This is a genomic window from Aquabacterium sp., from assembly GCF_016195855.1.
In the GTDB taxonomy this organism is placed as follows: Bacteria; Pseudomonadota; Gammaproteobacteria; order Burkholderiales; family Burkholderiaceae_C; genus Aquabacterium.
This window is the reverse complement of record NZ_JACPYU010000010.1, coordinates 134,322-149,111: the sequence shown is the minus strand read 5'-3', so window position 1 is coordinate 149,111 and position 14,790 is coordinate 134,322. Positions and strand designations below refer to the sequence as shown.

At 63.6% G+C, this 14,790-nt stretch carries 13 protein-coding genes; 7 read left to right on the top strand and 6 right to left on the bottom strand.

Going from position 1 to position 14,790, the window contains the following annotated elements; all coding sequences use genetic code 11:
* Window positions 1-8: 8 nt before the first annotated feature.
* The 3 genes from atpE to HY019_RS09095 form a co-directional block, all read right to left on the bottom strand.
* A complete protein-coding gene (gene atpE, locus HY019_RS09105; protein ID WP_035036753.1) occupies window positions 9-266 on the bottom strand; it encodes a F0F1 ATP synthase subunit C in 258 nt (85 codons plus the stop codon).
* Window positions 267-351: 85 nt separating this feature from the next.
* Window positions 352-1,260 carry a F0F1 ATP synthase subunit A gene (gene atpB / locus HY019_RS09100; RefSeq protein ID WP_290690814.1) on the bottom strand — a complete coding sequence of 303 codons (909 nt, stop codon included), beginning with the start codon at window positions 1,258-1,260 and terminating at the stop codon, window positions 352-354.
* Window positions 1,261-1,272: 12 nt separating this feature from the next.
* The gene (locus HY019_RS09095; protein WP_290690810.1) at window positions 1,273-1,734 is read right to left on the bottom strand and encodes an ATP synthase subunit I; all 462 of its coding nucleotides are present in this window, start codon (window positions 1,732-1,734) and stop codon (window positions 1,273-1,275) included.
* A 393-nt stretch (window positions 1,735-2,127) separates the two neighbouring features.
* On the opposite strand from HY019_RS09095, the gene HY019_RS09090 reads away from it, so the two are divergent.
* From HY019_RS09090 to HY019_RS09080, 3 genes are read left to right on the top strand one after another with little or no spacing between them, the layout of a single operon-like run.
* Entirely contained in the window at window positions 2,128-2,994 is an 867-nt protein-coding gene (locus tag HY019_RS09090) for a hypothetical protein (RefSeq protein ID WP_290690800.1), read from the top strand.
* A gap of 2 nt (window positions 2,995-2,996) precedes the next feature.
* Window positions 2,997-4,622 (top strand): GH3 auxin-responsive promoter family protein, encoded by a 1,626-nt coding sequence (locus HY019_RS09085; protein WP_290690797.1) that lies wholly within the window; start codon window positions 2,997-2,999, stop codon window positions 4,620-4,622.
* A gap of 46 nt (window positions 4,623-4,668) precedes the next feature.
* Complete coding sequence (locus HY019_RS09080) at window positions 4,669-5,766, top strand: hypothetical protein (RefSeq protein WP_290690794.1); 1,098 nt, start codon at window positions 4,669-4,671, stop codon at window positions 5,764-5,766.
* A 19-nt stretch (window positions 5,767-5,785) separates the two neighbouring features.
* Here the strand turns inward: HY019_RS09080 and HY019_RS09075 are convergent, their stop codons facing one another.
* A complete protein-coding gene (locus HY019_RS09075; RefSeq protein ID WP_290690790.1) occupies window positions 5,786-7,171 on the bottom strand; it encodes a hypothetical protein in 1,386 nt (461 codons plus the stop codon).
* A 99-nt stretch (window positions 7,172-7,270) separates the two neighbouring features.
* Here HY019_RS09075 and hemE point away from each other — a divergent pair, with 99 nt between their 5' ends.
* On the top strand, window positions 7,271-8,401 hold the full coding sequence (gene hemE, locus HY019_RS09070; protein ID WP_290690788.1) for a uroporphyrinogen decarboxylase: 1,131 nt from the start codon (window positions 7,271-7,273) through the stop codon (window positions 8,399-8,401).
* Between the two features lie 23 nt (window positions 8,402-8,424).
* Here the strand turns inward: hemE and HY019_RS09065 are convergent, their stop codons facing one another.
* Window positions 8,425-9,534: a septal ring lytic transglycosylase RlpA family protein gene (locus HY019_RS09065; RefSeq protein ID WP_290690781.1), complete on the bottom strand. Its 1,110-nt coding sequence runs from the start codon at window positions 9,532-9,534 to the stop codon at window positions 8,425-8,427.
* A 128-nt stretch (window positions 9,535-9,662) separates the two neighbouring features.
* Here HY019_RS09065 and HY019_RS09060 point away from each other — a divergent pair, with 128 nt between their 5' ends.
* Window positions 9,663-10,922 (top strand): alpha/beta fold hydrolase, encoded by a 1,260-nt coding sequence (locus HY019_RS09060; protein ID WP_290690778.1) that lies wholly within the window; start codon window positions 9,663-9,665, stop codon window positions 10,920-10,922.
* Between the two features lie 135 nt (window positions 10,923-11,057).
* Here HY019_RS09060 and HY019_RS09055 read toward each other — a convergent pair whose 3' ends face one another.
* Window positions 11,058-11,735 carry a PEP-CTERM sorting domain-containing protein gene (locus tag HY019_RS09055; protein WP_290690775.1) on the bottom strand — a complete coding sequence of 226 codons (678 nt, stop codon included), beginning with the start codon at window positions 11,733-11,735 and terminating at the stop codon, window positions 11,058-11,060.
* Window positions 11,736-11,992: 257 nt separating this feature from the next.
* On the opposite strand from HY019_RS09055, the gene HY019_RS09050 reads away from it, so the two are divergent.
* Window positions 11,993-14,107, top strand: coding sequence for a UvrD-helicase domain-containing protein (locus tag HY019_RS09050; protein WP_290690772.1), 2,115 nt, complete (start codon window positions 11,993-11,995; stop codon window positions 14,105-14,107).
* A 252-nt stretch (window positions 14,108-14,359) separates the two neighbouring features.
* Entirely contained in the window at window positions 14,360-14,782 is a 423-nt protein-coding gene (locus HY019_RS09045) for an OsmC family protein (RefSeq protein WP_290690768.1), read from the top strand.
* The last annotated feature ends 8 nt before the right edge of the window (window positions 14,783-14,790 follow it).

The window sequence follows — 14,790 nt, the reverse complement described above, 5'->3', positions numbered from 1 at the left end:
AAGACCGATTACTTGGCCAGGTTGGCAATGAACGGGTTCGCGAAAGCGAACAGCATGGCGATACCAACACCGATCAGGAAGGCAGCGTCGATCAGACCGGCCAGCAGGAACATCTTGGTTTGCAGTTCGTTCATCAGCTCAGGCTGGCGAGCGGTGGCTTCGAAGTACTTGCCGCCCATCAGGGAGATACCGATACAAGCACCCAGAGCGCCCAGACCAATGATCAGACCGCAAGCCAGAGCGACGTTACCCAACACGATTTCCATGATTGCTCCTAGATAGAAAAAAAGAAAGAGAGGTTAAAAAGAAACTGAAAGTGAAAGCCCAAGGATCAGAGGGGGGGATAACTGATCAGTGGCCCTCGTGAGCCTGACCGATGTACACCAGGGTCAGCATCATGAAGATGAAGGCCTGGAGCGTGATGATCAGGATGTGGAAGATGGCCCAGGCGGTACCGGCGATGATGTGACCCAAAAACAGGCCCCAACCACCCAGCGACGAGAAACCGACTGCACCCATCAAGGCGATCAGCATGAACACCAGCTCACCGGCGTACATGTTGCCCCACAGTCGCATGCCGTGGGAAATGGTCTTGGCGCCGAATTCGATCAGGTTCAGACCGAAGTTGGCAGGGGCCAGCAGGATGATGCCGACCGGGCTGTGTGCGTGGAAAGGCGCCGTGAACAGCTCCTTGATCCAGCCGAACAGGCCCTTGATCTTGACGTTGTAGTACAGGCAGATCAGCAGCACGCTCAGCGACATGCCCAGCGTGACGGACAAGTCAGCCGAAGGCACGATACGCAGGTAGGCGTGGTGAGGATCCAGGCCCTTGGCCTCGTAGACCTTGCCCCAGATGGTGGGCAGCAGGTCCAGGGGCAGCAAGTCCATGGCGTTCATGAAGAAGATCCACACGAACACGGTCAGCGCCACGGGGGCCACCGCCTTGCGCGAGGTCGCGTTGTGGATGATGCCCTTGGCCTGGGTGTCGACCAGCTCGACGATCATTTCGATCGCGGCCTGGAAACGGCCCGGCACGCCGGAGGTGGCCTTGCTGGCGGCACGCCACAGCATGAAGATGGCCAACAGCCCCAGGGTCACAGACCAGAACAGGGAGTCAAAGTTGACGTAGGAAAAATCGGCAATGCTTTGCGCATCTGCATGATTTTGCAGGTGGCGCAAGTGGTGATTGATGTATTCACCGGCCGTTGGCGCGTGGTGCGCGGCGTTTTCAGCCGTCGCGGCGTGAGCATCAGCAGACATCAGCAACTCTCGTCAAACAAAATTCTTCTTGCGACGCTGCCACACGAGCAGCGCCACCCCAATGACTTTCAAGCACAACACCAGGGTCACCAGCATGGCAGCCCAATCCAGGGGCTTGATCCACACAGGCGCCAGCGCGAGCATCGCGCCGGTCATTCCCAGCTTGAGGATCTCCCATACAAGGAGGCCCCCTACGCTGCGCCCCGCATTGCGTCCGAACACCCCACGCGCCATCAGCGCATTGGGCAACACCGCCACCGCAGCGCCATACAAGGCGGACACAGCAGACACCGGACTGCGCGACAGGGCACCCCACACCAGCGCGACAAGCACCCCGAATGCGGCCTGAACGGCCAGCACTTGCCACACGGACATCGAAGGGTGCCGGGCAGAAAGGGCGCTAGCCTCTTCCCGCGTCAGCGGCCGGACAGGGAGGTCGTCGTCTTTGTTCCAGTCGGAGTCGTCAAAGGACATGGCAGATAGCGGCTGTCTGGCGACTGACTCGTTCATGGGCACAAAAACGCCGACCCTGGCGTCGGCAAAACCTAAAGATTATACGCACTTACCCGCGAACAGTCCAAGCCCTAGTTCCGCACTTGTTTGAAACAGGCCCGATCACCCCCCTCAAGCACGGGTGGCGCAGCGACACGCTTAGTCGCCCACGAACCACAGCCCCGTATTACCCCTTACGTTAGACACCCCTCATCCAAGTGGTGCCCTGGGGCAAGCCCGGTGTCGCATCCGGGCCCGCAAAGGCATGCTTCGTAACAAGTTAGTAATAGTGATCGACGCGACTCTCGTCCCTCAGCGTGCGCAAGGGGCCGGGGGTTGTGTTTTCTGAAGCCCGGTGCTCAGGTGGAGTTCAGTATGTCCTCAACGGCGAACAAAGAAAAAGTCAGCACGTTCTTCCGTCCCATCGAATCGGTGACGGTGAGCAACATCAAGCAGATGTATGACATCTACGCCAACTACTACGAGAACACCTCGCTGGACATCTTCCTCAACGACCTGAGCAAGAAGTCGGGCGTGATCCTGGTCACCCGCAAGTCGGACGACAAGATCGTGGGCTTCTCGACCCAGACCTTCTTTGACATCAAGGTCGATGGCAAGCGTGTGCGCGGCATCTTCAGCGGCGACACCATCATCGAGCAGGCCTACTGGGGCAACAACGCGCTGGCCAACACCTTCTACCGCCGCCTGATCATCGAGCGCATCAAGCGCCCGTTCACGCCCTTCTACTGGTTCCTGATCTCCAAGGGCTACAAGACCTATCTGCTGCTGACCAACAACTTCTACAACTACTACCCCAATGTGAACGGCAAGGACGAGAAGTACCGCCGCATCACGGAGCAGTATTGCGAGCAGTTGTTCCCCGAGTACTTCGACAAGGACAAGATGCTGCTGGACTTCGGCCAGAGCTATGTGCGCCTGAAGGGCGAGGTCGCCGAGATCACCCCCGAGCTGAAGGCAGCCAACCCGCACATCGCCTTCTTCGAAAAGATGAACCCCACCTGGCGCCGCGGCACGGAAGTGCCCTGCATTGGTGCGTGCGACTACGAAAGCCTGTTCCGCTCCATCGTGGACGTGCCCTGGAAGTGGATCAAGAAGCACATGCTGGGCACGCACAAGCCGGCCGGCCTGGAGATCGCCAAACAGGCGTCGCAACAACAAGGCCGCCAGGAATGGCTGGAGCCCGGCGCGGATGAAGCCAGCGCAGGGTCCAAGGCTTCCTGAGCATGGGCGTTGGAACCACCTTCGGACACCACCTCCTCAGACTGCTTGTCGCCCCAGGGCGGCGTCGTTTTGAACAGCACCTCGGCGAACTGGAATCTGTCCAGCGCGCGCGGCTTGCCCGTTGGTTGTCCGCCGTATCTCGCTCACCCGAAGGCCAGCGCCGCGGCATCCGCGCAGACTGGTCATGGGAAGAGTTCGTGCGCCAGGTCCCGGTGTCCACTTACCAGGATTACGCCGAGATCATCACCGCGCAGCGTGAACGCAAGCAATCGCTGCTGATCGACTCGCCGGTGATGCGCTACCAGCCCACCAGCGGCTCGACCTCGGGCGTGAAGTGGGTGCCCTATACCAAGATGTTCCTGGACGAGCTCGACCAGGTCATCACGGCCTGGGTCGGGGACCTCTATCGCCAGTTCCCCGGGCAGGGCAATGGCACGCACTATTGGTCGCTGTCGTGGATCCCCACCGAGATGCGCAGCCAGACGGCTGGCGACATCAACGATGACATGAAGATGCTGTCGTGGGGCAAGCGCTTGCTGGCCTACCTGACGCAGGCTGCGCCGCAGGACATCGCGCTGGCCGAGACCTCGGACGACTCGCTGTTTGCCACCATCGCCTACCTGGCCGCTGACGAGAACCTGGGCTTCATCTCGGTGTGGAGCCCCACCTTCGGCCTGGGCCTGCTGGAGCAGATGTCGGTGTGGCGCCAGGACCTGGCTGCGGCTTTGAGCACCGGCCAATGGGGCGAGCGCCAGGCCCGCATGGCCGGCCTGCCCTGCCCCCAGTCCCATCGGGCCGCGCAACTGCTGCTGCACTGGGACGGCCAGTTGGGCGCGAGTTTCTTCGAACAGCTGTGGCCGCAACTGGCCGTGCTCAGTGCCTGGGACACGGCGGCGGCTGCGCCCTGGGCCCAGAAGCTCAAGGGCTTTTTGCCGCACGCCAACTTCCAGGGCAAGGGCCTGTGGGCCACGGAAGGCGTCGTGACCTTCCCGTTTGATGGCCGCTACCCGCTGGCCTACCTGAGCCACTTCTACGAGTTTGCCGATGCCAACGATGGCAAGATCTTCGCGCCCTGGCAGTTGCGTGAAGGCCAGGACGTCATCCCCATCATGACCACGGGCAGCGGCTTTGCACGCTACCAGATGGCCGATGTGATCCGGGTCGAGAAGCCTCTGGGCCAGGTGCCGTGCTTCACCTTCCTGGGCCGCAACGACGGCGTCGATCTGGTCGGCGAAAAGACCAGCGCCACCACGGCCCAGATGGTGCAGGATCAGTTGCAGCTTGATGGCGCGATGCCGGTCACGCTGCTGGCCCTGGACGAAGCCCGCAACCGCACACCCGGCTATGTGCTGCTGGTCGAATGCGCACCTGAAGCACCACGTGAGGCAGTGCAAAAGGCGCTGGCCGATCAGGTCGAGAAGGCGCTGCAAGGCAACTTCCACTACAAGCTGGCGCGCGAGCTGGGCCAGCTGCAGCACGCGGCCTGTGTGGCCCTGCCGCACATGCGGGCTATCTACCTTGACCAATGCCGTGAGCGCGGCATGATCGAGGGCAACATCAAGATCGAACCCCTGAGACATTGGCGTGGCGATGTGCCCGCTGTGTTGAGGCAGTCGCTGGACAGCTGATTGGCGCCAGCATTCAACATCACTCTCTATTGATCACCCGTACACCATGGCCATCACCGTACGACAGGGCACCCCCGCAGACAACGCCAAGATGCAGGATCTGATCACCAAGATCACGATGCCTGGCGTGGCGCAGATGTGCTTCCAGCGCGCCCCCGACTTCTTCGTGGGCGCCAAGGTCATTGGCGACGAGTTCGTGCTGACCGTGGCCGATGACGACGAGCGCCCCGATGTGCTCGCCGGCCTGACCGTGATCTCGGGCCGCGACCTGTACATCAGCGGCAAGAAACGCCGCGTGTACTACTCGGGTGACACGCGCGTGGACCCTTACTACCGCCGCCGGGGTATTGCGTCGAACCTGTTCATCGAGCAGAAGAAGCACCGCTCGAACGACGACCTGCTGCAAGGCATCGTGTTGAAAGAAAACACCGCGCCGCTGGATGCGGCCAAGAACACGGCCGATGGCGTGCTGTTCGACTACTGGATCAGCCACAGCATCGAGACCAGCTTCATCTTCACACGCAAGATCACGCCGCGCATCCCGTCTGGCGTGCAGATGCGTGCGGCCACGGCCGCCGATGTACCCGCCATGCAGGCCTTCTTCGATCGCGAAGCACCACGTCGCAATGGCTACCCGGTCTACGATTTTGAAAAGCTGCTGGCCGGTGACCCGTATTACGCGGGCCTGAGCATTGGCGACTATGTGCTGGCCACGCGCAATGGCCAGATCATCGGCATGGTGGCCGGCTGGAACCAGAAGGCCTACAAGCAGACCCGCATCGTGGGTTTCAAGCCCATCATCAAGCTGCTGCGCCCGGTCTACAACCTGTATGTGGGCCTCACGGGTGGCTTCAAGCTGCCCCCCATTGGCGGCGTGCTGAACTACCTGACGCTGGCCAACATCCTGGTTGCCAATGATGATGCGGCCGTGCTGCAAGGCCTGATCGACTACGTCATGGCCAATCAGGGCCAGAAATACGACGCGCTGGCCACGGCCTTCACCAAAGGTGACCCGCTGGAAAGCGTGCCGCGCGGCTACAAGAGCCAGAAGCTGTACTCCAGCCACTTCTGGCTGAGCTACGGCGCCGACCCGCGCCCGGGCATTGACAACCGCCCCTTGTACGTGGAACTGGGTCGCCTCTGAGCCGATTGGCCCGAAGGCATCAGGCCTTGGCTGGTGGCGGGGGCAGCAAGTCGGCCTCGGCCACCATGCGCTCGAAGGTCTTGTCCAGCCGGCGCAGAAAATCGTCGACATCCTCGAACGAGGTTTCGGCCAGTTGCCATGACAGCGGGATGAACAGCTGGCCATCGGTTTCAACCAGGCCTGGCAGCGGCGCCACGCTGGCCACGCTGGGCATGAAGCGGTCAATGCGGACGGGCACATCCGGCGGGTTGATCACGCTGCTGACATCGCCAATGCTGGTTGCATGCCCGCTGATCTTGGGGAAGCGGTCATTGCGCTTCATCTGCACGCCCACATAACCGACGAGCGTGCGCCCCAGCCAGGGCATGAGCTCTTCAAGCAGGTAGGTCCAGCACATCTCGCGCCGCGTGAAGCGGGCCAGCCCCTCCTTCGTCAAGGCATCCACAGAGCGCACGCGCTCCAGCAGGGGCTTGCGCGGGTCCCGCTCGATGACCAGGAAGGCCCCGACATGGTTGCCCCACAAGGGGCCATGGCCGGCGGACTCCGGGTAGTAACGCCGCAGGTTGACCGAGATGCGGATCACTGCCGCCGCCTTGGGGTCGTTGGGCGCCTGCTCCAGAAAGGTCTGCGCGATGGCCGCCACCTGGAAGGTGTTCATCGACACGCCCAGCTTGCGCGCGGCCTGGCGCATGGCCTTGGTGCCCGTGGGCACCGGGTGATGCCGCAAGCCCGTGGTCGAGAAATTGGGGCTGTGGCGGCGCGGGATCTGCTGGACGTTGAGTTGCTTGAGCAGCCTGGCCTCGGCCACCTTGTGCTGCCGTGAGCGCCAGACCTGCCGTGGCCACTGCCACCAGTGCTCAGGCGCCACCGAGCCCAGCATGGAAGGGGCTTCGATGGCCATGGGCTCCATGGGCAGGCCGTTGAGCCCGCGCACGATCTGGTTGACCAGGTTGAGCATGGTCATGCCATCACCAAAGATGTGCGGCACGGCAAACAGGATCACGGCGCGCTCGGGGTGCGGTACAAAGCGCACGCGCATGCCGATGCCACGCTCCAGCGGCACGACCTCGTTGAGCATGCGCCGGTGCCAGGCCTCCAGCACGACCGGGTCGTCCACATCGATGTGCGCATCCACCTGAAAGGCCAGGTCGAACAACTGGTCCACCACATGGTTGTCGGGCAAGACACGGAAGTGGTAGCGGTGCGGGCCGGCTTCCAGCATGGCGCGCAGCTTGGGGTAGTTGCTCACCAGCTGGCGCAGCACGCGGCGCACCAGCGCTTCGTCCAGGGGCGCGTTGAAGCGCAGGATGTAAGGCTGCATCACCCCGGCTGCCAGCCCCTCGATGGCGGCATAGCCGAACTCGGTGCGGTTGAGGGGGATGATGTCGTTGGTGATGAATGCCATGCATTTGATGGTGCCAGAAGCCGCCCTGCATGGGGCTCATGGCTTGTGCGGATGGCCCCCTGATTCAGGGCCGGCGTCAGGACTGCCTACAATCCGGGGATGACTGCCGCCTCCACCCCTTCCAGCATCGCCCTGCCCGCCCTGGCCAACGACCGTTTTCTGCGCGCCTGCCTGCGCCTGCCAACGGACTACACACCGGTGTGGCTGATGCGCCAGGCGGGCCGCTACCTGCCCGAGTACCGCGCCACGCGCGACAAGGCCGGCAGCTTCATGGGCCTGGCCACCAACAAGGAGGCCGCCTGCGAGGTGACGCTGCAGCCGCTGGACCGCTATGACCTGGACGCCGCCATCCTCTTCAGCGACATCCTGACGGTGCCGGACGCCATGGGCCTGGGCCTGAGCTTTGCTGCGGGCGAAGGCCCCAGGTTTGCCTCGCCCGTGCGTGACGAAGCCGCCGTGGACAAGCTGGCCGTGCCCGACATGGACAAGCTGCGCTATGTGTTCGACGCCGTCAGCACGATCCGCCAGGCCCTGTCAGACGACAAGGGCGTGGGCCGCGTGCCGCTGATCGGCTTCTCGGGCAGCCCCTGGACCCTGGCCTGCTACATGGTGGAGGGCGGCGGCTCGGACGACTACCGCCTGGTCAAGACCCTGATGTACCAGCGCCCTGACCTGATGCACCGCATCCTGGCCGTCAATGCCGATGCCGTGGCCTTGTACCTGAACACCCAGATCGAAGCCGGGGCACAGGCCGTGATGGTGTTTGACTCCTGGGGTGGCGTGCTGGCCGATGGCGCCTTCCAGCAGTTCAGCCTGGCGTACACCAGGCGTGTGCTGGCCCAGTTGAAGAAAGAGCACAACGGCTACCGCATCCCGCACATCGTGTTCACCAAGGGCGGCGGCATCTGGATCGACGAGATCGCCGACAGCGGCTGTGACGTGGTCGGGCTGGACTGGACCATGAACCTGGGCAAGGCCCGCGCCATGGTGGGTGACCGCGTCGCCCTGCAGGGCAACCTGGACCCGAACGTGCTGTTTGCCGACCCCGAGCAGATCCAGGCCGAGGTCATCAAGACGCTGGACAGCTTTGGTGTGCCCGGCCCGCAAAATGGACAGGCGTCCGGCCATGTCTTCAACCTGGGCCATGGCATCAGCCAGTTCACCCCGCCCGAGAATGTGAGCGTGCTGGTGGACACCGTGCACGCCTACAGCCGCAAGCAGCGCGGCTGACCCACCCGGATCGGGCGCGCAGATCAGCGGCGCTCGACCACCAGGGGCAGCAGCTGCAAGGTGGTTCTGGCCTGCTGCGCAGCCGCCAGCGCCTCGCTGCGCGAGCCATAGGGCCCGACCTGCAGCTTGAAATAGGGTGCCTCGTGGAACACCGCCAGCAAGGGCACCAGGGCGGTCATTTCGGAGGCCACCTTCTGCTGCAGGCGGTCTACACCTTCTCGTTTGCCCAGCGCGGCCAGTTGCACCCAGAAGCCCTTGGCATCCGGCGTGTAAGCCCGCGACTGCCCATCCTTGACCGGCACGTTCACGGGCGCAGCAGGCGCTTCAGACAAAGGGGTGACATCGGGCACGATGGGCTGCGCCACCCCCTTGGTCACCACCGACATGATGGGGTCGTCGCCCTGGTCCTTGGCCGCGGGTGAGGCCGCTGACGAGCCCAGTGAAGCGCCCGTTACAGCCCCCCCAGATGCCACCTGCTCGGCATCCGGGTCCATCAAGGTGCCACGTCGCCAGGCGCCCGAGCGGATCTCGTCAAAGGTCAGGCGCTCGATTTCGACAGATGCGCTGCCCGAGCTCACCACGCCAAGCTTGACGGCCGCGGCGTAGCTCAGGTCCATCACCCGGTTGGAGTGGAAGGGGCCGCGGTCGTTGATGCGCACGATGGTCTCCTTGCCATTGGAGAGGTTGCGCACACGGGCATAACTGGGAATGGGCAAGGTGCGGTGCGCAGCCGTCAGGCCGTACATGCTGAACATCTCGCCACTGGCCGTGCGCCGGCCATGGAACTTGGTGCCATACCAGGAGGCCAGCCCCCGCTCCTTCCAGCTGACATCGGCTGCAACAGGCTCGTAGCTCTGGCCCAGCACCACATAGGGCTTGTTGGGGCCACCAGGCTTGATGGGCTCCACCTGAGGGACAGGATCAGGCAAGGTGGCCAGATTGGGCGGTGCGTCGCTGGGCGGGCCGTCCTTGTCGGGATTACGCACGCCGGGCTCGATGGCTCGGCTGGCGGGGGCGGATGCACGCGCGCCACCGGGCTGAGGCCCCGAGGCGCAACCCGCCATCAACGCGACCAGGGCCATCAAGCCCAATGCAGGCCAACGGAGAGAGGGGGACGATGCGCGGCGTGACATGGTGGGCACCATAACCGATACACGGCCAGATGTGCACGCGGTAAGCCCCTGAGCGGTAACGTGATGCATCCATTGCACATCGCGGCACAATGCAAGCTGTCTCTGAAACCGCCTTGCCCCAGCTCATCATGTCCAAACCCCTGGAACACGCCTTCGATCACCCCTTTGAGCGCGGCATGCGCAACCGCCGAGCCGCCCTGGGCGATGCCTGGGTGGACAAGTCCGTGGCCAAGGCCAATGCCTTCAATGCCGAGTTCCAGCACTTCATCACCGACTACGCCTGGCACGGGGTGTGGGGCCGCCCAGGCCTGGACTGGAAGACACGCCGCATCATCGTGATGGCCGTGACCTGCGCCCTGGGCCGCTGGGACGAGTTCGAGATCCACATGCGTGGCTCGCTCACACCAGGCAACGCCCACACCCTGAGCCCGGAAGAAGTCCGCGAGGCCCTGATCCAGATTGCCATCTACGCGGGCGTGCCGGCGGCCAACACGGGTTTCGCCAAGGCCCTGGGCATCATGCGGGAGCTGGGCATCGAGCCGCCGCCGCATCCGGCCGACCAATCCTGGCATCCGGGCGTCGGCCGCTCGGTGTTCACCAGCACCCGCCCCAAACTGCATGCCACCGTGCGCGAAGCACGCCATGGCCAGGCGGCCCACACCATCGTGCTGAGCCACGCCCTGGGCCAGGACAGCTCGATGTGGGACCTGGTGGCCAACGAACTGGCCGCCACCTGTCGGGTGATCTGCCCTGATACCCGGGGCCATGGCCGCTCGCAGATCCCCTCCGAGCCTTTGTCCATGACGGAGCTGGCCGCCGACGCCGCGCGCCTGATCGACGAAATCGCCGAAGGCGAGCCGGTGATCTGGGTGGGCCTGTCCATGGGCGGCATGATCGGCCAGGAACTGGCCATTCGCCACCCGGACAAGGTCAAGGCCCTGGTGCTGGCCAACACCACCAGCGGCTACACGGCCGCGGGCCGCGAAGCCATCGGGCAGCGCATCGAGACGGTGGAGTCCTATGGCCTGAGCGCCATCAGCACCAACACCATGGTGCGCTTTTTCAGCGAAGCCTTCCGCCAGCAGCATGCGGCCACGGTGTCGCGCCACCAGCGCCTGCTGGAAGCCACCGACCCGGAAGGCTACACGGCCTGCGCCGCCGCCCTGTGCGATGCAGACACGGCGGGCAAGCTGAACCTGATCCGCGTGCCGACCCTGGTGATTGCCGGTAGCCACGACGAAGGCACGCCGGTGGACATGGCCCTGGCGCTGGCACGTGGCATCACAGGGTCGCAGATGGTGACCCTGCAGGGCTGCGCGCACCTGAGCGCCGTTGAACAACCTCAGGCCTTTGCCGAGGTACTGGGCGAGTTCGTCGCCAGCGTGTGAGCAGGCCCACACCCGGCATGCGGCCTCATCAAGAGCGCCCATGAAAAAACCCCGCGATGCCCAAAGGCACGCGGGGTTTTCTGTATAAGGCCAGCCAGATGGCCGGCCCGGAATCGCTTGTCTCTTCTACTCTTATCAGGCTGCGCGGCGACGACGCGCCACAGCGGCCACACCAACCAGACCCAGGCCCATCAGGGCGTAGGTGCCAGGCTCGGGGATCGCGGGCGTGCTTGCCAGCGTGCCAATGAAGTGCACGCTGGTGTTCAGGCCCAGCAGACCGGTGTAGGGGCTGGCGACGTTACCCAGGTCGATCATGGGCACCGTGCCAGCCTTGGCAAATGCCGCAGCGGTCACACCGGAGCCAGTGATGGTCAGGGTGGTGGTTTCACCTTCGGCAAAGGTCTTCGACGCGAAGTCGATGTTCCAGGGGTAGGTGTAACCAGCGTCCTTGATCTGGGGCAGCAGCCAGTTGTAGCCGGAACCCGAGGCCAGCGTCGTGTTGGCCGACGTCAGCTTGAGGGTGCCGTTGGGGCCGGCCAGCCACAGGGCCTCGACAAAGGTCCCGCCGGTCTTGGCCGGGAACGCATTGGTGGGCTGGGTCAAGGTCACTTGCACGCCGCCGGTGATATCGGCGATGGTCATCGAGGCCACCGAGTAGTTCAGTGTCTTCGTGTCCAGCAGATCCAGCACGGTGGACGTGTCAAAGAACGTCTTGAAGTCATAGGAATAGCTGGCGGCCCAGCTGGCGGATGAGGCCAGGCTGAGTGCAGCAATGCCGGCGGCCATAGCCGTTCGGCGCACGAACTTGATCATGGAATCTCCTCTCTTGGCGGGTGGGCGTTGAGGACAGTCCACATACTGCTTGAAATGCGTGACTTTTTACCCAACGTTGGGCGATCGTAAAGATTTAATGCTTCGCATCAAAGAGGGGTTGTCCCGCCCCTCACTTATGGGGCACGCAACGACATTTCGCCATATGGCAAATGGCATGACATCCCCCTTGATGACCCGCGCTTGCTCTATGCTTGCCCCCTTGCCTGCCGTCCCGATCTGCCTGTTCCCGAGCCCTGATGTCGTCCCACGCTGCCCACGCCGCCCCGCCCATGATGAACCCGGCCCAGATGGCCGCTGTGCAGCACCTGGACAGCCCTTGCCTGGTGCTGGCCGGCGCCGGCTCGGGCAAGACGCGCGTGATCACCCACAAGATCGCCCGGCTGCTGCAACCTGGCGAAGGCGCAGACCTGGCCCCCTCGCAGATCGGTGCCATCACCTTCACCAACAAGGCCGCGGCGGAAATGCGCGACCGGGTCAAGGCCCTGATTGGCGCCAAGGCCGCCAGCAAGCTGCTGGTGTGCACCTTCCACTCGCTGGGGGTGCGCTTGTTGCGCGAAGACGGCGCCGAGCTGGGGCTCAAGCCGGCCTTCTCGATTCTGGACAGCGACGACGTCACCAGCATCTTGCGTGATGCGGGCGCCACCACCGACGCCAAATTGGCGCGCAGCTGGCAATGGCAGATCAGCCTGTGGAAGAACATGGGCCTGACCAGCGGCCAGGCCATGTCCCACATCAAGACGGACGAAGAGCAGATCGCCGTGCGCGTGATGAAGCTCTATGAAGAACGCCTGCAAGCCTACCAGGCGGTGGATTTCGATGACCTCATCAGCATGCCGCTCAAGCTGCTGACCGAACACGAGCACGTGGCGCACAAATGGCAGCGCCAGTTGCGCCACGTGCTGGTCGACGAATACCAGGACACCAACGCCACCCAGTACGAGCTGCTCAAGCTGCTGGTGGGCCAGCACGGCATCTTCACGGCGGTGGGTGACGACGACCAGTCCATCTATGGCTGGCGCGGCGCCACGCTGGACAACCTCAAGCGCCTGCCGCAGGACTTCCCCAACCTCAAGGTGATCCCGCTGGAGCAGAACTACCGCTCCACCAGCGCCATTTTGCGGGCGGCCAACAACGTCATCGAGAGCAACCCCAAGCTGTTCCAGAAGACGCTGTGGTCGGACCTGGGCGAAGGAGACCCGGTCAAGCTCATGGAGTGCGACAACGAAGAGCACGAGGCCGAGCGCACCGTCTCGCACTTCATGATGCTGCGCATGAACCTGCTGGAGAAGCACCCCGGCGACCCGAGCAAGACGGACTGGAACAACTTCGCCATCCTCTACCGCGCCAACCACCAGGCCCGCCCCTTCGAGCAGGCGCTGCGCAAGGCCAACATCCCCTACAAGGTCTCGGGCGGGCAGAGCTTTTTTGACAAGGCCGAGATCAAGGACCTGTGCGCCTGGCTGCGCCTGCTGCTCAACAACGACGATGACCCGGCCTTCCTGCGCGCGGTGACCACGCCCAAGCGCGGCATCGGCCACCAGACCCTGGGCGCTTTGGGCGAGTTCGCGGGCAAGTGGAAGGTCAGCCTGTTCGAAGCCTTGTTTGCCGATTCGCTGTCGGCCTCGCTGAGTGCCAAGGCCCTGGGCGGCCTGCACGAGTTCGGCCGCTATGTGAACGACCTGGAGTACAAGGCCCGCCAGACCTTCGGCAGCGAAGCGGCCAAGGAGATGCTGCTGGAGTGGCTCAAGGACATCGGCTACGAACAGCACCTGTACGACAACGAAGAGAACGAAAAGGTGGCGGCGGCCCGCTGGACCAATGTGCTGGACTTCATCGACTGGGTGGCCAAGCGCTGTGGTGGCGAGATCGAGAACGATGGCGGCATGAGCCACGAGTCCGAGAAGAAGAGCGTGATCGAGATCGCCCAGCTGATCTCGCTGATCACCAGCCTGGCCGAACGTGAAAGCGACCAGAAGCAGGTGACGCTGTCCACCCTGCACGCCTCCAAGGGGCTGGAATGGCCGCACGTGGTGCTGGCCGGCGTCAACGAGGGCTCCCTGCCCTTCTCACGCGAGGAAGGCGAGATCCTGCCCCAGCAGGTCGAGGAAGAGCGCCGCCTGATGTACGTGGGCATCACCCGCGCGCGGCTGACGCTGGGGGTGAGCGTGCTCAAGCGCCGCAAGAAGGGCCGTGAGTACGTGCAGGCCACACCCAGCCGTTTCGTGGCCGAAATGAAGCTGGGCGAAGGCGGGGGCCCCAAGGAAGACCCGCGCGAGAAGCTCAAACGCTTGCGCGAGGAAATGGCGGCCAAGGCGGCGGCCACCAGGGCTGCGGCCAAAGCGCAGAACTGAGCCCGAGCCCCCTTCAGAACTCATCAGACAAAAAAAAACCCGAGACCAACGATCTCGGGTTTCAGAATCCACCAAAAAGGAGGAGTGGAGGAGACAAACGAAACAAGCACGTGTAGGACGTCTCAAAAGTAGAAAAGTTCCACACGGCTGAAACAAAGTGTAAGACAAACGTGTTTTTTTCGCAAGGGTTCACCCGAGGCACAATGCGGACCCATCGCCAAAACGATTTTTCGGCGCGCAAGGACTCAGCAAATGGAATGCACGATCAACTGGCAACCCACCTCCGGCATGGCATTCATGGCGGAAACCGGCAGCGGCCACATCATCAACATGGATGGCGCCCCGGAAGGCGGTGGCCGCAACCTGGCCCCTCGCCCCATGGAAACCGTGCTGGCCGGCACGGGTGGCTGCACAGCCTATGACGTGGTGCTGATCCTCAAGCGTGGCCGCCATGACATCCGCGGCTGCCAAGTCAAGCTCACCGCCGACCGCGCCGAGACCGACCCCAAGGTGTTCACCAAGATCAACATGCACTTTGTCGTGACGGGCGTGAACCTGCCGGACTCGGCCGTGGCCCGCGCCATCCAGATGTCGCACGAAAAGTACTGCTCGGCCTCGATCATGATCGGCAAGACCGCCGAGATCACGACCAGCTTCGAGATCGTTGCAGCCTGATGCTGGCC